A 20,857-nucleotide genomic window follows, 5' to 3' on the forward strand; every position below is an offset into this window, starting at 1 on the left:
GTTATTTTGGCTTAATGGGTTTAGCATAGCTTTGCTTTGCCATTGGCAAGAACCCTCCCACCCGAAAAAGCCCTTTCAATGTATAACATCGAAAGGGCATTCCAAAATCTATTTACTTAGCTGTCATCTCATGACGCTGCCTCCGGAAATTTTCAACGACTCGCCGACGATATTGCCGGCTGCGTCCGTCAGCAAAAACGCGATTGTATTCGCAACTTCTTCCGGTGTCGACAGCCGGCCTGACGGAATTTCACGGGCTGCATTTTTCATTCCTTCTTCAAAAGAAACACCTTGCGCTTCCGCTCTTTTCCTGATGCTGTTCCATGCCATTTCGGTATCGACATAACCCGGGCATACCGCATTCACCCGGATGCCGTGTTCAATCGCTTCGAGCGCCATCGATTGCGTCCAGCCGATAACCGCAAACTTGCTGGCGGCATAGGCTGTTCCTCCGTAGGTGCCCCGGAGCCCGGAAAGCGAGGCTAGATTGACGATATCGCCTTCCTTTTTTTCCAGCATCTTTCGGTAAACCGCTTGTGTCAGCAAAAATGTGTATTTGAAATTCAAATCCATGACCTGCCCAAGTGTCTCCTCATCCAGTTCTTCGACCACATTGCCGCCGCCGATGCCCGCCGAATTGACCAGGCCGTTGATGAAGCCGAATTTCGCCTCCGCCTGTGCCACTAAAGTTTTCCGGTCCTCCGGCTTTGCCAAATCCGCTTGTTGGAGAAATACTTGATCTTCGCTTGCCATCTCCAGCAATTCCGTTTTCAGTTGCTCCAGTTTCTCTTTGTTTCGGCCAGTCACGGTCACCCGTGCCCCCATAGCTGCCAGCCTCTTCGCCGTTTCATGACCGATACCGCCTGTTGCTCCGGTAATAAGCACATGTTTATGCTGCAATGCATCGTTTGAAAAAATCGACATTTGTCTATCTCCTTTCCCATTTAGCTGTTCATCTTTTCCCTTTACGGTGACAAGATAAAACATGAGGTATATAATTTGAATAATCAAATTATCATTAGGAGGATTACTGTGAACAAAACGGTGGTTGAAACGCTATTCGTCAATCAGTTTGTCGATGGAATTCTGGATCCTGGAAAAGAAATGCTCGGTCCCGTAAAAGACGGCGGTTATATTATCGCAAACACTGCCCCAGGCTGCTGGGGACCCATGATCACCCCTAGCATCAAAGGCGGCCATGAAGTGACCAAGCCTGTTTTTGTGGAAGGGGCGGAGCCTGGAGACGCAATTGCCATCCGGATCAATTCAATCAATGTAACTTCTCAAGCCACTTCTTCAGGGAATGACAGGATGATCGAGGAACGTGCTGATGGCGATGGCTATGTCGCAGCTAAATGCCCTGAATGCGGAACGAAAAATCCTAAAACTGTCATCAAAGGAATCGGCATGGAAGCCATTCGCTGCGCGAATTGCGGAGCGGACGCCACCCCTTTCGTCTTCACAAACGGCTATACGATGTTCTTCGGGGAAAAAGGCGATGTCGGACTTACACTGCCGCGGGAAGCGGCCGAAACCATTGCGGAAGACGGACGGTCCTATATGAAAACACCGGAAGCCTCCGTCCAAAATCCAGTAGTCACTTTTGCGCCGCATGACCTGGTGGGGACAATGGCTCGCATGCGCCCATTTCTTGGACAATTAGGAACGACCCCTTCCCGTCCGACACCGGATTCCCATAACGCAGGTGATTTCGGATCGTTCCTGGTCGGTGCCACGCACGACTATACAAGCACGCAAGAAGAGTTGGAAACTCATCGGACAGACGGGCATTTGGATGTCAACCGCGTCCGTGCCGGGGCTGTCTTGATATGCCCAGTCAAAGTTCCGGGAGGCGGGGTTTATCTTGGGGATATGCACGCCATGCAGGGAGATGGGGAAATCGCGGGGCATACGGCAGACGTTGCCGGCATTGCCCATCTGCAAGTCCATGTCATCAAAGGCCTGAATATCAAAGGGCCGATTCTGCTTCCAAACGCCGAAGATTTGCCTTACACGGCCAGGCCTTTCACCAAAGAAGAGCGCCAGTCCGCACAGCAGATTGCGGATAAATGGAATGTCCTTAAAATTGAGGAATCTTATCCGCTTTCTTTTATTGGATCTGGCCCGAATCTGAACGATGCGACTGAAAACGGATTGAGCCGTGCTGCAGAATTTTTTGGCGTGACCGTCCCGGAAATCATGAACCGCTCGACCATCACAGGAGCGATTGAAATCGGCCGCCATCCCGGCGTGGTAACAGTCACTTTTCTCGCGCCGGAGCAGTATTTGAAAAAAACGGACTTGTTTGAGCTCGTGAAAAACCAATACGCGTAAACAAAAAAGCCAGCCCCCTTCTGCAAGGGGCTGGTTTTATCATGCATTATTGAATTGTTATTCCTTGCTCCTGGTCTTCTACCCAGCTGATGGAGTGGTACCTATCTGTCAAGATAGCTGGATAGTCGTTTTCGATGGGCGCCGCTGCTTCAAGAATTTTATGCAAGCGCTCGTTGAATTGATGGAACAAAAGCTCGTCGTTTTCACACTCTTCCACGGCGTTCGAGTACATGGTGACCAGTTTGGAATAAAACTTTTCTTCCAAATCTGAATGGGTGACGGCAAATTCGGTTCCCGCTTCAACAAAATGCAGCATCAAATCGACCGTCAGCGCTTTGTTGCCAGTCGATTTCCGGAAATCGTCGATTGTCCTTTTCGCCTTGGACAGGCGCGGCTTGAAGGCATCCGCATCAGGGCTTACATATCCAGTTATCGTTTGCTTCGACTCTTCATACAGAGAATGGGTTGCTTCTTCCGCTTTCACTTCAGCGGACAAATGCTTTCTGGCTTTCTTGCTCATTTGCGCTAAATCCGTAATGATTTTAACAAGTTCTTCGCGCTCATACGCCTCTAAATGTTTCTTTAAGTCGTCAGTAGTCAGCTTTGCCATAAATTTTCGCCTCCATTTTTCTGCACTTAATAGATTCGATGTGCCCAAGCCCAAACCCTTTTTAAATTTCAAAATAGCCATCTTCAATTGAAGATGGCTTCGATGGAACCCGTTTTATGCTTGTTTTTTCCTGGATATGTCTTCGAATTCCCGGGCAATCCGCTCTACTGCTTCTTTGATCAATGGACGCGGCGATGGAATGCAAATGCGCTGATACTGCGCGCCTTCCTCACCGAACATGCTGCCATCCTCCAGAACAACATTCGCTTTGTTGTAGATGCGGTCATGGATTTCTTCAGGCGGGAGGTTATAGCCGCTGAAATCGAGCCACATCACATAAGTGCCTTCCGGAATTCGGACTTTCACTTCCGGCATATGTTCAGCGAAAAAGTTCTTCACAAATTCCATCGTGCCGTCGATATACTCCAGCAGCTGATCGAGCCACTCTTCGCCTTCTGTGTAAACCGCGATCAAAGCGGCAATCGTGAAAGGAGAACCGAGTTGCATGCCCATTTCGGTCGCGAAAGTTGCCATTCTGTCCGGGTCTTCTATGATGACATTTGTACAGTGAAGACCGGCAGTGTTGAAGGTTTTATTGATTGCGGTCAATGTCAGGATGTGGCCGGTCTGCTCCGCCACCGTTGCCATCGGTACGAACGTCTGATTTTTGCGGATCAGGTCGCCATGGATTTCATCCGCAACAACGATTACATCATGACGATAGCAAATCTCCGCCAATCTTTTCAGTTCCTCTTCTCTGAAGATTCGTCCTGTCGGATTGTGGGGGTTGCATAGAATGAACATTTTCGTATGCTCTTCTTTCGCTTTCTCTTCAAAATCCTCAAAATCGATGGAATAATAACCCGTGTCGTCCACCTTTAGGGCATTGTTGACTACAACGCGCCCATTCCCTTCAATCGCCCCGGTAAACGGCGGATAAACCGGTCGCTGGATGATGACGCCGTCGCCTGGCTGAGTGAAGGCTTTGACCGCTACATTCAGGGCATGGACCGTTCCCGGACTGTAGACGATCTCTTCTTTTTTGATGTCCCAGTCGTAGCGCTTCTTGAACCACCCTTGGATAGCTTGGTAATATTCTTCCGGAAAAACCGAATAGCCGAAGATCCGGTGGTCCACTGTTTTATGTAAAGCCTCAACCAGCGGCTGCGGCACCGGCAGATCCATATCGGCGGTAAACAGCGGAATCGTGTCTTCGTCAAAGCGTTCGGTTATCCCGAACGCTTTGATCATATCGGCTCCGTCCCACTTCAAGGAATAAGTTCCTCTTCGATTGACGATTTCATCAAAATTATAGTTCATTTAAAAACCCTTCCTTTCTAACTTCGGCTCTATTCTTTTATGTAAACACAGTTGATTGGTTTATACCCGTAATTTGTTTTGTAAAGCTTGCTTAAAATCAAATTTCAATTTCCCGGACAAAATCGGCTTGTTGTATATGTTATTTCAGAGAAATGGGCAGCAGGAATGGCAAGCTGCACTTTCTCTTAAAAGATTTAAGACAAAAAAGGCAGCACTTCAACCTGCTTGGTTTTTCAGTGCTGCCTTTAGTGTCATTCTGCATGTTCTGGAGGCGGAATCGTCAAGCCATACTTGTTGCCGAGTTCGAGCAATCTGCCAAGCTTTTCTTTGGTCGGCGGTTCGGTTGGCATTTCTTCAGCCGTTTGAGCCGGTACAGCAATTTCACTCACAATGTTCTCAAAATCGTCGGCTGTTAAGGACAAAATGGCTGACATGGTTTTTGTCTTCAAACGGAACGTGTGCAATTTGCCTTTAGGGACAAATATTGTATCTCCTGGACCGGCGTCCACCCTTTTATTTTCTAAAAGAAATGTCACTTCCCCTTCAATCACATGCCAAATCTCATCCTCATTCTCATGAATATGAAACGGCGGTTCAAGCCCTTGTACTTCGGTAAACTCGAATACGGAAAACTTCCCGCCTGTTTCTTCACTTAATAAGAGCGGCTTGACGCGTGCTCCCATGAAAATATAATATTCCTGTTTCCGCAATTGCCCCATTTCTAACATCCTTTCTGGTGGTTTTTCCAAATCAGCCAATGAAAGCGACGGTAGTTGGTAACTTCACAGTTATTGTAATTCATTCAGCGGATCATCGAAAGACTAAAGCAAAAAAGTTATCACTTCGGCTACAGTTTAAACCGGTAATGCTTCGCCAAAAAATCTTCAATGACTACACGGTGGCTGCCGACCATGTTTTCGGGCAGTTCATCCGGATAAAAAAACTGGAAACTGAGCGATTCTGCTTCGTCGACGGCCAATTCCCCTTCATAATCTTCCGTATAGTAAGCTGCAGTGACTGTATAGAATTCATCGCCGTTTGCGGCCACCGCAAAATGATTCGGTCCGGAGTAAACGTTGATGAGCTGCAGCTGCCTGATGGTCAATCCTGTTTCTTCATAGACTTCCCTTTTCGCCGCGTCTTCCGTCGACTCCCCAAGCTCCATCAATCCGCCCGCAAGCCCCCATTTGTCTTTCGGATATTTCCGCTCTTCAAGCAATAGCCGCCCCGATCGATCGACAATGACTGTAACCGCACCGACAAGAATCAATGGACGGTGGCCGACAATCGCCCGCAATTCTTCTACATATCCCATAATCGTACGCTCCTTTAGCTTTTCTGCTGTCTCTTCTATAGTGTAGCTCACTTTCCAAGCATAAATAAACCGGCAGCCCGCTGCCTGGACCTTTGGAAGGCTCAATTTGCGGTTGCGCTGGAAGGGCCTTTTCTTTTTCGGCTTCCTCAATTTCTTCAGCTGGCATTTTCGTAATCGTAAAACCAAAAGGGATATGCTGAAGGGGTTTACAAAATCCATACATGCTTGTCACAGTAGCTTTAAGTTCCTTTGTTATGGTTTGGATGAAAATAAAACTGATGGGAGCTGAAGACTACGTGAAAACAATTCAAAAGTTTATTCCCGCAGCCGCAGTATGCGCGCTTTCCCTTTCTATGGCGGCTGCACCTCTACAGATTGCCGCATCCGGGTACCTTACTCATTTCGAAAAAGGCAAGCAAGGCTTGAATGTCGAATTGATCGGCCATTATAAGAGCGGCGCACCGATTGACGAAGGCGGAACCGAGATTGTCGTCTACGACTCCAATACCTTTCGCGCCTTCTCTGTGAATGGTGCAGAAAAAGCGCTTGATATACTTGATATGAGCGTTTTGAAAACCGGCAAAGCGACCGATATCCCGCTGATGGCCCGGATCCCATTGAGTGGACTTGGTGTCGAGGCATCGGATGTTACTAGCGTAGCCATTCACCCGGAGGGCGGATACATCGCTGTGGCAGCTCCCGCCGCCAATAAAGAAGAACCTGGATTTGTCGTCTTTTTGACAGTGGACGGCAAACCGATTGCCAATGTCCGGGTAGGGGCTTTGCCTGATATGCTGACATTCACTCCGGATGGCAGTAAGTTGCTGGTTGCGAATGAAGGTGAACCGGCTGAGGATTATTCGGTAAATCCTGAAGGGTCTATCAGTATCATCGATGTCGGTTCAGGCATCGATGCTATCAGCGACGAGGCTGTCTCGACTATCGCTTTTGATGAAAAAATCATTGAAGACCGTGTTCGGAAAGTCCATCCGGACAGCACATACGCGGAAGATCTGGAACCTGAATACATCACCATAGACAGTGACGGGCGCTACGCCTATGTCGCTTTACAAGAAAACAACGCCATAGCCAGACTTGATATCGAAAAAGAGCAGTTTGTTGCGGTTAAGAGTCTAGGATTCAAAGACTATTCCGTTTCAAAAAATAAGCTTGATGCGTCAAATGAAGATGGTGCAATAAATATCCGCAGCTGGCCGGTATTATCAATGTATCAGCCAGACGGCATCACTAGCTTTGAAGCAGGCGGCAAAACTTACATTTTGTCAGCCAACGAAGGCGATCTGCAGGACTGGAAAGGATTTTCTGAAGAAACCCGCACAGCAGATTTGAAACATGAATACCAGCTGAATGCAGACCTGTATGAAGGATATACCCAAAAGCGCTTGGATAAGCTGGTGGAAGACGGTCTTTTTGAGGATGAAAAATTAGGCCGGTTGACCACTTCCATATCACAGCCCAAAAACGAAGATGGCAAATACGAAGCGATTTACGGCCATGGCGGCCGCTCCTTCTCAGTCTGGCAAGCCGATTCCATGGAACTTGCTTATGACAGCGGCGATGATTTCGAACGGGTTGCCGCTCAAGTTTATCCGGATCATTTCAACAGCAGCAACGATGAAGACAGCTTCGATAACAGAAGCGACGATAAAGGGCCGGAGCCCGAAAGCGTCATTACAGGAAATGTCCAAGGCACCAATTATGCATTTATCGGATTGGAGCGGCAAGGCGGGATTATGGTATATGATTTATCAAAGCCAACCTCTCCAAAATTCGACACTTATTTCTCAAGCCGCATTTTCAACGGCAAGGAAGCCCCGATCACTGAACAAAGCGGCGATGTGGCTCCTGAAGGATTGACTTTTGTAACTTCTGACCAAAGTCCGACTGGCCAGAATCTTCTTCTGGCTGCCCACGAAGTTTCCGGAACCATTGCAGTTTATTCTCTGGAAGAAAAAACGAAGGAAAAGAAAACAGCATCCGGAAAGTCTCTTTCAGATTTAGCAAGTTCCATATTAGTCGCCCCTAAAAGATTGGTGACTTTCCTTTCCAAGTAAATAGAAAAAGCAAAACCGAACCCCAGGACGCAGCCTCCGAGGGTTCGGTTTTTAAAATGCTTTATTGCCTTACGATAAACCAATACACACACATAATCGCAAAGTCCGCGATAGAATGGCCGATGATCGTTGCCGTAATGGATCCAGTCTTTTCACGTATGTACGCCCAAAACAAACCGACGAGCAACACGGGCAAAACTGCGACCAGCGTATATCCTGACTGAAACAAATGCAGCACCGTAAGAACGTGGTAAAGCGTATAGAATATGGATGTCATTATGATGGCATAGGCCGCTGTGCCCTTTATCCGCAGCTTCTCGTACATATAGCCTCTCCAATACACTTCCTCCAAAACCGGATTGACAAAAACGAAAAGCAAAATGAACGCAAACTCCAACGGACCCGCAAAGCCCCAATCCAGCAGCAGCACGCGAAGCTTATTAATATCAAGCAAATAGACGTGCAGCCAGCTTGCTCCACCGTAAACAAAAAGAAAGAAAACCACTCCGCTGCCGACGCCGACTAATAAGGCTTGTTTGTCCAGTTTCATCCGTTCTTTCGGAAAAGCTTTATCGATAAGGGGCACCAAACAAAGCCAGCCAAAAAACAATAAAAACGTTATGACAACATTTTCAAAAAACTGCAAGCCGATCAATATCATGAGCGACGGTCCCACTAAGCGTAAAGCATTTTTCATCTGATTCCCCCATCCTCATTATTTTCTTTTAGAAAATCGGCATTGATTGTCTTTAAATACTGGCGCATGATTGCGTTGAATTCCCGGAAAGAGCCAGGTGGCACTTGATGGGTTCCTTTATCGATATAAGCCACCTCCGTCTGGGGGGCCGCTCTCAAAAACGGGATCTGGTAATGATGCATCGGTTTTTCAAGAGTTCCGTAGATGAGCAAGATCGGCATTTTCAGCCGATGGAGCGAACCAGTGGACTTGTAGTCAAGTCCGTTCCTGCAAAACTCATATGCGCGCTGCGGATCTGTTTTTCTAGCCAGTTCATAGATTTTTTCTTCGTCTTCCGGATAATGTTTGTTCAACTTGGCCTGCAGTTTTGCGGCAAGCGGGATTTGGCGGAACTTCGCCATATACATGACCGACTTGATAAAGAAAATTGGCGAAAAGTTGTTTAGTTCGGAGTATCCGCCGGACAAAATCATGGCAAGCACCCGCTCTGGATACCTTAAAGCAAATTCCTGCGCTATCAGTCCACCATGAGAATAAGCGCAAAGCACTGCTTTTTCGATCCCAAGATGGTCAAGCAGGCTTTTCAAATGTTCTGCAAGCAAGCCGATTGTAACCGGCTTATTGCCTTTTGAACTTTCGCCATGTCCCGCCAAATCATAAAAAATGGTTTTATAATTCTTAGCGAGCTGTTCTTGGTGCATAAAGACGTTATGGCCCATAACAAACGGATGGACAAACACAATCGGCATTCCTTCGCCCTTCATATGATAGTAAATCGAGAGGCCGTCATCAATATTGGCATATGGCATAAGCAGGTTCCACTCCTGACAAAAAAATAATTTCAGTACTATTCATCGGATACCCTTGTTACAGCCTTGTCAAAACAAAGCAACAGACTTTGTCATTGCCGATAATAAAAAATGGAGAAAAATCAAAAAAAATTATTAAAATTTTCAGAAATATATAGTAATTATTTGTTTTTTATAATATAATCGTTGCAGAGACATTGAACTACTTTTCTTTTGCGGCCGCTTAGAAAGTAGGGTTTTCTTGGTTCATTTGTATTAGTTTTTGTTGGGATATGTAAAAGCCTGTGCCCGCTTGAAATGTTGCTGGGGAACACACAAATCCAATTATACAAAGGAGAAAAAACCATGAAAAAACTGGCCATGATTTTAATAGCATTCATGTTGTCGTTCGGATTCACTTCCGGTGCAATCGCAAGCAGCACTGCTTCCTCATACGACAACGACGATAAAGTCACCTATAAAGACGGCATCACGACAGTCGTAACCAAAAAGCAAGAAGTAACCCATGATAAGATTGTTAAAACAGAAAAATTTACCGATTATTCGACTGAAAAGAAACAAGACAAGTCGACTTTTGAAAAAGTGGAAGTAGATGTAACAAAAGAAAAGCATCCTGTGCACAATTGGTATAGAGACGTAACAACCAAAACCACTTATGAAATTACGAAAACAACCACATGGGATGAAGTAACAAAAACTGAAACGATCAAAACAACAACGACTCCTGTGAAAATCATCAAAACCATTATCACGACTAAAAAATACAAAGGCAAGCCTAGCAAAGGCAAGTTGATCAGTAAAAAAACAAAAGTGAAAGTGGATAAAAAATACGGCAAACCTACAGTAGAAATTACAAAAAACAAACAGACCTATAAGGAAAACGAAAAAACACATTTCGATAAAAAAGTCATTGATGTTGAAGTGACCAAAGGCAAATGGGATAGAAAAGGCAAAGATAAAGGCAAGGACAAAGGCGGCAAACATTAAAAGGAAACAAGCTCCTGATTTATCAACCGGGAGCTTGTTTTTTTCTTCACTCTACTGACACATATCAAAGGAGTTATTAGAATACTCAAGTTTGTTAGATATCTTTTCCTTCTCCATCGCTATATGATAAGCCTATACATGGCAACGCATTTTTACATATTCGAACCGCCGCCAGCCTAAGTGCTTCCCTATTCCACTGCAAAGGATGATTCTTATAAAAACGCTGCTGAAAATTCTGTTCGTTTTACTGATCGCTTTTGGACTGTGTTCTTGTTCAGTAGCTGAACCTGCCGCTACAGCAAGTTCAGGCCAAACCAATGATGGCAAAATGGCTCCTTCTTTTGAAGTGGTGGATTTGCAAGGCAAGACTCATCGGCTTTCGGATTATGCAGGCCAAAAGGTGTACATGAAATTTTGGGCTTCTTGGTGCTCTATATGTCTCGCTGGAATGGAAGAATTGAACACACTGGCCGGCGAAGATACGGATTTTGTCGTATTATCTGTTGTTTCTCCAAGTTCGAATGCGGAAAAGAGCAGTGGATCATTTGCCAATTGGTTTACTGGCGTTGAAAACACATCGAACATCGAAGTGCTGCTCGATGAAGGCGGCCCCGTCTTTGAGCAATACGGCATTATCGGCTATCCGACTTCCATCTATATCGGCTCTGACGGCGTATTGGCAAAACGCCAGCAAGGCCACATAAGCAATGAACAAATCAAAGAAGCATTCAAATCGATTCAGTAAGAAAAACACCTGTATCCAAGCATCGGAAAGGACCGATTGAAAATGAAGATGAAATGGCTAGTTCTTCCATTTTTTTTATTGCTGATACTGACCGGCTGTTCATCGCTGCAATCGCTCACTGCTTCCCCAGACGAAAGCAATACTGCATCCGCCGGTTCTTCGAATTTCCCGGAAAATCCAAATACAAAGCTGAAGTTCGATACTGCAAACCTTGAGGACATCTGGCTTGCCGGAGGCTGTTTTTGGGGAGTGGAAGCCTATATGGCCCGCGTTTATGGAGTCTATGATGTGACATCTGGCTATGCCAACGGCGATACGGAAAATCCCACATATGAAGAAGTTACGCGGAAAAACACAGGGCATGCTGAAACGGTCCACGTCCGTTACGATCCGGAGCGCATCGATCTGGAAAAACTCGTGAGCCAATATTTTATCATCATCGATCCAACGCTCTTGAATCAGCAAGGCAATGATCGCGGCGAGCAGTACCGGACCGGCGTCTATTACGACAACGAAGCCGACCGAGCCGTCATAGACAAAGTGATTGAAAACGAAGCAGCCAAATACGATGAACCGATTGTAACGGAGGTAGAACCGCTGGAACATTATTATCTTGCCGAAGAATACCACCAGGATTATCTTGAGAAAAATCCGGATGGCTACTGCCACATCGAATTTGATTCATTGGAAGACCAGGACGTTCCGGCTCTAGTAGATCCAGCAAAGTATCCAAAGCCGAGCGACGAAGAATTAAAGGAAAAACTGACTGAAGCCCAGTACAACGTCACGCAGAAAAACGATACCGAAACCGCTTATTCCAATGATTATTGGAACAATTATCAACCGGGTATTTATGTCGACGTGGCAACCGGCGAGCCGCTTTTTTCATCTGCCGACAAGTATGATTCAAAATGCGGCTGGCCGAGCTTCACCAAACCGATTGAGCCTGATGTGGTGACCGAGCATAAAGACACCAGTTTCAATATGATGCGCGTTGAAGTAAGAAGCCGTTCAGGCGACAGCCATCTTGGGCATGTCTTCGAAGACGGTCCGAAAGATAAAGGCGGCTTGCGCTACTGCATAAACAGTGCCTCTATCCTCTTTATCCCACAAGCGGAAATGCAAGCGGCAGGATACGGGTATTTAGAAGAAATTCTTCAATAGTTCAAATCGAACGGACCTTCTTTCTTTTAGGAAGGTTCGTTTTCCATGAAAATTCACAATAAAAAGCGCCGGATATAGCGCTCACTTATATCCGGTGCTTTTGCTAACTTTTTGTATAGGACCCATCGTCATAGCTGAATTGCCAATCGATTCCAAATTTGTCTGTAAGGGCTCCGTAAGAAGGGCTCCAAAACGTTTTCTGCAGCTCCATTACGATTTTGCCATCCTGTGCCAACCGGTTGAATTCATTTGTCATTTTATCCAGCTCATCTGAAACAATCGTTAAATTAATGTTTCTCCCGAAATGGACGGATGAACCTGGCATTCCATCCGAAAACATCACTTCACTGCCATAGATATTTAAAGCAGTATGCATAACTAGGTCTTTTGCATCTTCAGGCAATTCGTATCCCTCTCCAGGCTGCATATCCCCATACTTCATGATCTCTGGCGCCCCTGTTCCAAACACTTCAGCATAATAATCCACAGCTTCCCGGCAATTGCCATTAAAAATCATATATGGCACTATCGGCATAGAAAACTCTTCCTTTCTTCTATTTTTATTTTATAGGGCAAGCGCATTTTCAGAGTTGAGCAGCTTCCGAAAAACACTTGCAGAAAAACTTAAGCAAAAAACCCCTAAAAAGAACAAACGTTCTTATTTAAATTGATTATATACTAATCCGAACAAGATGAACATAGTTTTTTAATTTTTCTGATTAGAACGGTTCAAACCATCATTCCTTTCCGAATGATGGTTTGAGCGGCTTAGGCTATTGGATTCTCTTTTGCTATTTTGGATAGCGGATATATTTACGCTGACCATCAATGATCCGCTTGTTTTTCCATATGCTGTAGCTGTAATTAAGCTTCTCCATTTTTTCCAGATCTTCATCCACAATCATATTCAGCCTTGCTAGACTAAGTTCCATAACATCTTGATTTTCTGTTATGCCTTTGACGAAGTCCAGTTGATGCTTCGCCAGCTTTTTTCCAGCTTCCGCAGATTCCAAAAATTCCGCGAAAGCGCGGATTTCCATATTGCTGCCAAGCAGTGTGGTTAACGTTAAATACTGGTACATATTGACCCGGTTTGCTGTTTCCTGCACCTTTGCCAAATCTGTTTCACCAATTTGTTTACGGGTTAAAACATCATACTCATAGTAGTATTTGAAGTCTTTTACCAGATGGTTGAACTTTTGCTGAATTTCCCAAAGCCCGGCAAATGCGTCCCTCCCCCGCCTTATGCTCTCGCCTTCTTTAGATACGGCTGTATTCAACGGATTGATATAATAGGCGCTTTCCACTTTCTGCCGCGCTTCCCCGATGATAAAGATATTTGAACTAAGATCAGCGAACAATGCCAGTTTCTGCTGCGCTTCGAACGCTTCTTCCCTGTTTTCTTCACCAAGTGTTATATACGCTGTACCAGCCGGTTTATCATTCTTCATAAAGCCTGCCATAAAATAGGGCTTGCCATTTACTTTCCAGTAAACCGGATTGATAAAAATACTTTCGGCCCATTTCCGGTACTTTTTCAACTTCTTCATAAGCAGTCTGGCTGTTTGATCATCCATCGCATCTCCTGCTTTCTTTCCGGCTTGGTATCCATAGAATTCCTTTTACAAGCATGTGTGAAACGTTTAACGTAAAAGTTACTTTGTTCCAGTGCCCTTCTCTTATTGAAATTATTCTATCTCCAGCATTTTTTTTTGAAGCAAGTACTGAATAGGCACCATCGATTTTCAAGTCAGCAAAGGAGCATCTGTCCAATACAAATGACTTATTGAAAAACTTTAATTCACCATTTTGAAAGCGCTTAAATAAATTTATTAAATTTTCAAAATACTATAGTATTTTTTTGCTTTTTGTTATAGAATGAGGTTGCTAATATCAAATAACTATTATTTATTAATAAAACCAGAAATATTCTATTTCTGTTTTTAAAATCCATTAAAAGGAGGTCATATTCTCTCAGAGTGCATATCGAAGAAGGTTTAAGTCTCTATGCCCCACTAGCCTAGAGGATAGACAAATTTGATTATGAAATGGAGAGATAGAAAATGAAGAAACTCTTTACGATTATGATGGCGATTTTTCTAATATTCGGAGTTAGCTCTACTGCTGCTTTGGCTCATGGTGATCATGATGATGACCATAAGTATGACGATCATGACAAAAAAGATAAAAAACGCGATTATGACAAAGATGATGATTACGATAAAGACAAAAAGTATAAACACCATAAAAAATTCTACTGGCACAAACATTTCTACTACAAACATGGCAAAAAACATTATTACTGGCACAAACATTATTATTCTAAGAAACATAAGAAACATAAGAAACACGATGACGATGATGACGACGATGATGACGACGATGATGACGACGACGATGATGACGATGATCACGGAAAAAAACATGGCAAAAAGAAACGCGGTCATCATTAATGAGTAAAAAAGGAACAAGCCTCTTACATAAGTAAGGGGCTTGTTCCTTTTTGCTGTAGAGTGGATTTTTTCAAAAAGTCCGTTTCAAGAAATGCAGGGTTTGGATACTCTTGATTCTTTGTGCTGCATTATTTTTTCGATATCCATGCCTTCCTCAACCGACAGCAATAAATTCAAACCAAAGCCAGCTTGCTCCATATATAGCAGAATGCCCGGTTCAAATTGCATTAATGGCTGAGCTGAACCAAAAATTTCTCGAAGCATAGTATTGCTTCAACGGGTTGGCTCGGCAATAATATAAAAGAGTTTGTCACAAATAGCATAAGCCGGTGCTGCCCCAGCAACCAAAATCTTTTTGTCATCTTTGGCCAGCACTGTTCCTTTGACTGATTTGGAAACTTGTACCGCTTGCAGCTGTTTAGACCGGCCCGGATAACGGGAATACGATATTATCAATTGGGATTCAAGGAGCATCGGGCATATAGGCGTGCTATACGTTAAGCTTGAATTTGAGCAAAGTGAGGAGTTAAAAACATGAAAAGCGAATTTACAGTTGGCGGAATTGAACTGAAATGGGATTCCGAATCGGGAGAAGTGCTATTTGAAGGCGGAGATGTCGTCTTTTTTTGGATCTCAGCGATGAAGACCTTTTTCGAATCCATCCGTGAAATATCCGGCATCGAAGCCACAAACCTTGTTTTGGAAACTACCGGTTTCCGCCAGGGCGTCATAGTCGGGGAAGGATTCCGGGATATGAAAAATATCGATGCTTCCAACGTCGTTGAATGGATTTCAAATACTTACGCGTCAGCCGGCTGGGGAAAAGTCGAAATTGTGGAAATGAATGGCGAGACGAATCATTTCAAACTACATATTCAAAATGACTGGGAATATAAAATGAACCAATCAGACAACAACCAGAACGAAGGGATTTTTGTGCCTTCCCACTACGCCGGAGTTTTCACCGGCCTTTTTGGACTTGATTTTTGGTACAAAATCGAACAATACCAAACCGACATAAATTCATGCAGCATCGTCAAATACTTCCCTTCCGAAATAACCGTCCAGCAAAATATCCATGAACTTTCGCGGCGCCAGGAAGCGGATAAAATCCGGCAACTTGAGCAGCTGGTCGACCAAAACACGAAGGTCCTGCAGAACTTGGTGAAAGAACTTTCTTCTCCGATCATCCCTGTTCTTGAAGGCATTATCGTTGTCCCGATGATCGGCAACTATGACGAAGATCGGGCAGAAGATTTGATTTTCAAGACACTCGAACATTTGCCGAAACACCAAGCGCGCTATCTGCTCCTGGACCTTACCGGACTGACAAAGCAGCTTTCCGAACATACAGCTGAAATGATCGACAAACTAAGCGCTTCTGCCCGCCTGCTGGGGACTGAAGTTATCCTCGTCGGCGTCTCTCCTGAATTGGCCCTGCTCATTTCGCAGAGCTTTGCCAATTTGAAGAAATTCGAATGTCTGCAATCCCTCCAGCACGGCATCTACTATGCGCTCGGAAAAAGCGGACGCCGAATTGTATAAATCAATAAAGAAAATGCAAAACCGTCTTCGCTGGATCGAAGACGGTTTTTTATTATGCATTATGAAAGATTTGCTGCTTGCTTTACATCTTGGGAAGTTTTCAAGATTTTTTCGATTTCCTCTAATGATTGGCCTTTTGTTTCAGGGATGAATTTCCAGACAAACACAGCAGATAGAGCACTCATGACTCCGTAGAACAAATACGTCATGCCGCTGCTCACTTCCATCATCATCGGGTATGTTGAGGAAATAAAGTAATTGGCAGCCCACTGTGCCGAAACTGCAAGCGCCAGTGCCTGGCCCCGGATTTTGTTTGGAAAGATTTCCGAAAGCAATACCCAGACGACCGGCCCCCAAGACATCATGAAGGAAGCGGTGTAGATGATGATAAACACTAGTGTAGCGATTCCGATTTGCTCGAAAAAGGCTAAGCCTGCCACACCTAGCATGCCGATTGTCATACCGATAGACCCAATGACCAGGAGAGGCTTCCGCCCGAACTTGTCGACCGTTAGAATGGCAAGCACAGTAAACAACACATTAACCAAGCCCATCACAATGGTTTGGAAAAGAGAAGCGTCACGGCCAGCACCCATGCTTTCAAATATTCTCGGTGCATAGTAAAGCGCTACATTGATGCCGACAAATTGCTGGAATACCGAAAGAAGGATTCCGATGGCAATAATCGCCCTTCCATATGCAAATATTTTCTCCCTTTGGTTTTCGTGCTTGAACGACTGCTTGATTTCGTATAAAGTGGCTTTCGCCATAATGCTGTCATATGTTTTAAGCAGGATGCGCATGGCTTTTTCTTCTTTCTTTTGGGAAACCAAGTAGCGTGGCGTTTCAGGCACAAAAAACAGCAGCAGCAGGAACAAAGCGGCCGGAATTGCTTCCGAAGCGAACATATAGCGCCAGCCTAAGGTATTTACCCATTCCAGCGTTTCGCCTTTTGCGATGCCCCAATTGACAAAGTAAACAACAAGCATCCCAAAAATAATGGCAAATTGGTTCAAGGACACAAGGCGCCCCCTCAAGTTGGGAGGAGCGATTTCCCCGATATACATCGGGGCCACCGCAGAAGCGAGGCCGACTCCTATTCCACCGATAATGCGATATATATTGAAAGTGATTAATAGCGACATCGAAGGCTCTCCCGGGGTGAAAAAAATAAACTCAGGATAAGCAGAACCGAGAGCTGAAACCAAAAATAAAATTGCCGCGATGATAAGCGAATATTTCCGCCCGATTTTAGAAGAGCAATACCCCGATAACAGGCCGCCGATAATACAACCGATCAAAGCGCTGGATACTGTTAAACCATGGACGAAAGAGCTGAGCCCAAGGCTGTCGACAAAATAGGTTTGCAAAGAGCCTTCCGCTCCTGAAATGACGGCGGTATCATAACCAAACAGGAGACCTCCTAATGTTGCGACAAGCGTAATCGAAAAAATGTAAAAGTTTTTCATCAGTATCTTTGAGTAGAATAATTCCCCTACTCTTCCTCCCTCCTATTGTAAACGTTATCATTTATTGTACTAATACTCTCTCCCTTAGTACAACTAATAAACTAAGTTTTTTATTTTTTAAAAATAAGCATGATCAATGTACCTCTCATTATTCTTCAACCAACAGCAAAACTAGAAGTAAAAGCTGACCTCGTATACACTTGTTTCAAGGGCACCACTCAAAAGGCCCTGGAGCCATAGAGCATGCTGCACAAACAGGCAACCGCTCGGCAAGAACCATTTGCTAGGCATCGCTTGCCCGATGGCAGGTATTATATATGGAAACTGCATGGACATATGAACAGCGAAATTGGAATATCAAAATAAGATTCGGGACGAGGAGCTGGTAAAATGGCACAAAAACTATTGGCCGGAAAAACGGCAATCGTAACAGGAGGAAATAGCGGAATCGGCTTGGAAGCGGCGAAAGTATTTGCAGAACGGGGCGCGCAGGTTATTTTGGCTGTACGGAACGCAGAAAAAGGAGAAGCTGCCCGTGAAGCGATTTTGAGAGATTGGCCCGAAGCGCAAATCGAAGTGATGAAATTAGACCTTGCCGACCTTTCAACAGTCCGGATATTTGCGGATCAATTCCAAAGCCGTTTTGCTTCACTTGATTTGTTGGTCAACAATGCAGGAGTGATGACTCCGCCGCTTTCAAAAACAAAAGACGGCTTTGAGCTGCAGTTCGGCAGCAATCACCTGGGCCATTTCGCACTCACCGGCCTTCTCTTGCCCCTGCTTTTGAACGCGCCGGATTCCCGTGTGGTCACCGTCAGCAGCTTGGCCCATAAAGGCGCCTCTATTGACTTTGACAATTTGGACGGCTCAAAAGGCTATAAACCGATGAAATTTTACGGCCAAAGCAAGCTGGCGAATTTGTTGTTTGCGATGGAACTGGATAAACGGTTAAAAGCCCATGGCTTCTCCACAAAAAGCTTTGCTTGCCATCCCGGAATTTCTGCGACGAATCTTTTTAAACTTGGCAATCGGGACGCACCCGGATTTTTGAAAAAGCTCGCCAACCGGATCCTTCAGCCTCCTGCCATGGGCGCGCTTCCAACAATCTATGCAGCGACTGAACCCATATTGAACGGCGGCGAATATATCGGCCCCGACGGAAAAGGCCAACGAAAAGGATTCCCGGCACTCGATACTCCCCATTCTTCCGCAAACAACAAAGCGGCATCGGAAAAACTATGGGAAGTCTCCGAAGAGCTGACAGGAGTAAAATTTGATTTCATAGAACAGAGACGGGCATAACTTCCCGAAACGGCATAAGATTTTCTTGAACCTAGGCTTATATTTAGGGAATCGGGTATAAGAATAAGGCAAGATGGCTTTTTATAAAAGGAGGTAATGTCTTGGAATACCAACTTACAATCCGGTTGACGAGTGAAAAGAAAGGCTACTTTTGGCTTTTCGAGAGCGAGGAAGACACAATATCCATTTTTAATGAAGTCGTTGAAACCTTTGAACAATACGAGCCTAAGGATATGGATGGATTCATGAGGGAAAAAAGAAAAGAAATTGAGGAAACAGGCGAAACGCATGCAGTTCAAATTGATGTAACCAAAAAAGAAAAGCATGTCGTCGTCCGCTCTGCTGCTTATAATGAGATGTGGTATGATGGAAAGCACTTTGAAGATATCTTCAATATTCTTACCGAACGATTAGGTAGACCGCAAGAATTGGAATTTGATTCCACTGCCACATGAACCGCCCTTTCCTTTCCCCCTTTGGCTTTTGAATTTGCCAAAGGGGTTTTATGCGGGAAAAGCAATAGGGCAGACAAGGCCAAGCCATTAACATTTCTGCTGTAAAAGCATATAATAAGCCTTGTGTTTTATTCGAGTGATGGCGCAGCCATCGGCTGATATGGAGGAGATTGTTTGAATGCAAAAGCTTTTTCACTGGCATTATTTTCAATTCTGATCTGGGGTTCATCGTTTGCGGCCATCCGCGTCAGTTTGCAGGGCGGATACGACGCAGGACAGAATGTACTTGTCCGTTTTTCGATCGCATCCCTTCTTTTTCTCATATATGCGCTGTGGCCGGGAACGAAATTCCGGCTGCCGCAAAAAAGCGACATTGCACGGATCCTTCTGCTTGGCTGGATCGGCATCAGTGTTTACCATATATGCGTCACGTTCGGCATGGAAACCATCTCAGCCGGAACCGCAGGCATGCTGGTCGGATCCGGTCCCATCTTCACGGCATTGATCGCCGCATTCGTGTTGAAAGAACGCTTGACTGGGATTGGCTGGGTCGGTCTTGGCATCGGTTTTATCGGCATCCTCTTTATCGCCTTTGGTTCTGCAGGAGCATCATTGACGTTAACAAGCGGCGCTTTGCTTGTGCTGATCGCAGCATTTGCCACGTCAATCTTTTTCGTTTTCCAAAAACCCTTGTTCGCCCGCTATTCTGCAATCGAGTTGACGGCTTATTTCACTTGGGCCGGCACGCTGCCATTTTTCATTTTTTCTCCGGGAATTTTTGAAATGCTGCAAAATGCGACGACAGAAGCCCATTTATCCACGCTTTACGTCGGCATATTCCCGGCTGCCATTGCGTATGCCACTTGGTCTACCGCACTGTCCATCGAGAATGCCAGCTCTGTCTCCAGCCTTATCTACTTGGAGCCGGCGGTCGCCATTATTGTCGCTTGGCTGTGGCTTCATGAACTTCCTGCTCCTTTGGCGCTCGTCGGAGGCGTTATTGCCATAGCCGGTGTGATTATCGTCAACGCGCTCGGCAAAAAGAATCATGATGTACCGAGAAAAGCTGCAGAATCTACCATGTGATGAAAGTTGAAAAAGACACCGTCAAAATCATCTGATTTTGACGGTGTCTTTCTGCTTGCTGAAACGACATGCATCGTTTTGGCTACCACCTTAGCATTTGTCTCCTGTATTCTCTAAATGGGTTTCTTCACCCGTCTTGCGGTTTTGATGATCTTATCCCCTTTCGGCACATCGGCTTCATCTTCATCAGGTGCATTTTGGAATGGAGCGTCTGAATTCGTGCCTTCCCCGTCATTAATACCCATAAATTTTTGTGCTCTATCGGCCGCTTTATCCGCCTCAGTTTTGTTTTCTTTTGTTCGCTTGGATGAACCGTGTTCTGCTGAAGCGTCCGGTTTCATTGCAAATTCTTCCTTATTGATTTTCAACTGTTATAGTTTTATGGTTCCTCAGTTTACCCTTCCCTATTTTTTCCTTCAACCTTTTATTTACAGAATAGTTCAATTTTTTAGAACACAAAAAGCCGAATTTTTGTTACACTAATGGTGCAA

At 44.9% G+C, this 20,857-nt stretch carries 22 protein-coding genes; 10 read left to right on the forward strand and 12 right to left on the reverse strand.

Features of this window, described 5'->3' with window-relative positions; genetic code table 11:
• Positions 1–123: 123 nt before the first annotated feature.
• Positions 124–987 (reverse strand): SDR family NAD(P)-dependent oxidoreductase, encoded by an 864-nt coding sequence (locus tag FQV30_RS12670; RefSeq protein ID WP_146500523.1) that lies wholly within the window; start codon positions 985–987, stop codon positions 124–126.
• Positions 988–1,032: 45 nt separating this feature from the next.
• Here FQV30_RS12670 and FQV30_RS12675 point away from each other — a divergent pair, with 45 nt between their 5' ends.
• Positions 1,033–2,334, forward strand: coding sequence for an acetamidase/formamidase family protein (locus FQV30_RS12675; RefSeq protein WP_255473452.1), 1,302 nt, complete (start codon positions 1,033–1,035; stop codon positions 2,332–2,334).
• A 46-nt stretch (positions 2,335–2,380) separates the two neighbouring features.
• Here FQV30_RS12675 and FQV30_RS12680 read toward each other — a convergent pair whose 3' ends face one another.
• From FQV30_RS12680 to FQV30_RS12695, 4 genes are all read right to left on the reverse strand, one after another.
• Positions 2,381–2,944: a DUF6155 family protein gene (locus FQV30_RS12680; protein WP_146500524.1), complete on the reverse strand. Its 564-nt coding sequence runs from the start codon at positions 2,942–2,944 to the stop codon at positions 2,381–2,383.
• A 114-nt stretch (positions 2,945–3,058) separates the two neighbouring features.
• Entirely contained in the window at positions 3,059–4,264 is a 1,206-nt protein-coding gene (locus FQV30_RS12685; RefSeq protein ID WP_146500525.1) for a MalY/PatB family protein, read from the reverse strand.
• Between the two features lie 251 nt (positions 4,265–4,515).
• Positions 4,516–4,983, reverse strand: coding sequence for a cupin domain-containing protein (locus FQV30_RS12690; RefSeq protein ID WP_186725645.1), 468 nt, complete (start codon positions 4,981–4,983; stop codon positions 4,516–4,518).
• A 128-nt stretch (positions 4,984–5,111) separates the two neighbouring features.
• Complete coding sequence (locus FQV30_RS12695) at positions 5,112–5,579, reverse strand: NUDIX hydrolase (protein WP_146500527.1); 468 nt, start codon at positions 5,577–5,579, stop codon at positions 5,112–5,114.
• 296 nt (positions 5,580–5,875) lie between these two features.
• On the opposite strand from FQV30_RS12695, the gene FQV30_RS12700 reads away from it, so the two are divergent.
• Positions 5,876–7,654: a choice-of-anchor I family protein gene (locus tag FQV30_RS12700; RefSeq protein ID WP_146500528.1), complete on the forward strand. Its 1,779-nt coding sequence runs from the start codon at positions 5,876–5,878 to the stop codon at positions 7,652–7,654.
• A 61-nt stretch (positions 7,655–7,715) separates the two neighbouring features.
• Here FQV30_RS12700 and FQV30_RS12705 read toward each other — a convergent pair whose 3' ends face one another.
• Positions 7,716–8,351: a CPBP family intramembrane glutamic endopeptidase gene (locus tag FQV30_RS12705; protein ID WP_146500529.1), complete on the reverse strand. Its 636-nt coding sequence runs from the start codon at positions 8,349–8,351 to the stop codon at positions 7,716–7,718.
• Entirely contained in the window at positions 8,348–9,160 is an 813-nt protein-coding gene (locus FQV30_RS12710) for an alpha/beta fold hydrolase (protein ID WP_146500530.1), read from the reverse strand. The genes FQV30_RS12705 and FQV30_RS12710 overlap by 4 nt, the downstream gene beginning before the upstream one ends.
• A gap of 345 nt (positions 9,161–9,505) precedes the next feature.
• Here FQV30_RS12710 and FQV30_RS12715 point away from each other — a divergent pair, with 345 nt between their 5' ends.
• From FQV30_RS12715 to msrB, 3 genes are all read left to right on the forward strand, one after another.
• A complete protein-coding gene (locus tag FQV30_RS12715) occupies positions 9,506–10,147 on the forward strand; it encodes a hypothetical protein (RefSeq protein ID WP_146500531.1) in 642 nt (213 codons plus the stop codon).
• 205 nt (positions 10,148–10,352) lie between these two features.
• The gene (locus tag FQV30_RS12720; protein WP_146500532.1) at positions 10,353–10,892 is read left to right on the forward strand and encodes a TlpA family protein disulfide reductase; all 540 of its coding nucleotides are present in this window, start codon (positions 10,353–10,355) and stop codon (positions 10,890–10,892) included.
• A 42-nt stretch (positions 10,893–10,934) separates the two neighbouring features.
• Complete coding sequence (gene msrB / locus FQV30_RS12725) at positions 10,935–12,056, forward strand: peptide-methionine (R)-S-oxide reductase MsrB (protein WP_146500533.1); 1,122 nt, start codon at positions 10,935–10,937, stop codon at positions 12,054–12,056.
• Between the two features lie 103 nt (positions 12,057–12,159).
• Here msrB and FQV30_RS12730 read toward each other — a convergent pair whose 3' ends face one another.
• The gene (locus FQV30_RS12730) at positions 12,160–12,591 is read right to left on the reverse strand and encodes a VOC family protein (protein WP_146500534.1); all 432 of its coding nucleotides are present in this window, start codon (positions 12,589–12,591) and stop codon (positions 12,160–12,162) included.
• Between the two features lie 256 nt (positions 12,592–12,847).
• On the reverse strand, positions 12,848–13,633 hold the full coding sequence (locus tag FQV30_RS12735; RefSeq protein ID WP_146500535.1) for a hypothetical protein: 786 nt from the start codon (positions 13,631–13,633) through the stop codon (positions 12,848–12,850).
• Positions 13,634–14,119: 486 nt separating this feature from the next.
• Between FQV30_RS12735 and FQV30_RS17990 the strand changes: the two genes are divergently transcribed.
• On the forward strand, positions 14,120–14,509 hold the full coding sequence (locus FQV30_RS17990; protein WP_186725646.1) for a hypothetical protein: 390 nt from the start codon (positions 14,120–14,122) through the stop codon (positions 14,507–14,509).
• An 84-nt stretch (positions 14,510–14,593) separates the two neighbouring features.
• Here FQV30_RS17990 and FQV30_RS12750 read toward each other — a convergent pair whose 3' ends face one another.
• Positions 14,594–14,773, reverse strand: a complete 180-nt coding sequence (locus tag FQV30_RS12750; protein WP_146500536.1) for a hypothetical protein — start codon at positions 14,771–14,773, stop codon at positions 14,594–14,596.
• Between the two features lie 270 nt (positions 14,774–15,043).
• Here FQV30_RS12750 and FQV30_RS12755 point away from each other — a divergent pair, with 270 nt between their 5' ends.
• A complete protein-coding gene (locus FQV30_RS12755; RefSeq protein WP_146500537.1) occupies positions 15,044–16,054 on the forward strand; it encodes an STAS domain-containing protein in 1,011 nt (336 codons plus the stop codon).
• A 59-nt stretch (positions 16,055–16,113) separates the two neighbouring features.
• Here the strand turns inward: FQV30_RS12755 and xylE are convergent, their stop codons facing one another.
• Positions 16,114–17,523 carry a D-xylose transporter XylE gene (gene xylE, locus FQV30_RS12760; RefSeq protein WP_146500538.1) on the reverse strand — a complete coding sequence of 470 codons (1,410 nt, stop codon included), beginning with the start codon at positions 17,521–17,523 and terminating at the stop codon, positions 16,114–16,116.
• Between the two features lie 390 nt (positions 17,524–17,913).
• Between xylE and FQV30_RS12765 the strand changes: the two genes are divergently transcribed.
• The 3 genes from FQV30_RS12765 to FQV30_RS12775 all read left to right on the forward strand — a co-directional run bounded on the left by FQV30_RS12765 (position 17,914) and on the right by FQV30_RS12775 (position 20,366).
• On the forward strand, positions 17,914–18,825 hold the full coding sequence (locus tag FQV30_RS12765) for an oxidoreductase (RefSeq protein ID WP_146500539.1): 912 nt from the start codon (positions 17,914–17,916) through the stop codon (positions 18,823–18,825).
• Between the two features lie 101 nt (positions 18,826–18,926).
• Complete coding sequence (locus tag FQV30_RS12770) at positions 18,927–19,280, forward strand: hypothetical protein (RefSeq protein WP_146500540.1); 354 nt, start codon at positions 18,927–18,929, stop codon at positions 19,278–19,280.
• A 174-nt stretch (positions 19,281–19,454) separates the two neighbouring features.
• Positions 19,455–20,366 carry a DMT family transporter gene (locus FQV30_RS12775; protein ID WP_146500541.1) on the forward strand — a complete coding sequence of 304 codons (912 nt, stop codon included), beginning with the start codon at positions 19,455–19,457 and terminating at the stop codon, positions 20,364–20,366.
• Positions 20,367–20,479: 113 nt separating this feature from the next.
• Here the strand turns inward: FQV30_RS12775 and FQV30_RS12780 are convergent, their stop codons facing one another.
• A complete protein-coding gene (locus FQV30_RS12780) occupies positions 20,480–20,707 on the reverse strand; it encodes a hypothetical protein (RefSeq protein WP_146500542.1) in 228 nt (75 codons plus the stop codon).
• Between the last annotated feature and the right edge of the window lie 150 nt (positions 20,708–20,857).

This window comes from Planomicrobium sp. CPCC 101110 (assembly GCF_007859395.1).
GTDB lineage: Bacteria > Bacillota > Bacilli > Bacillales_A > Planococcaceae > Planococcus.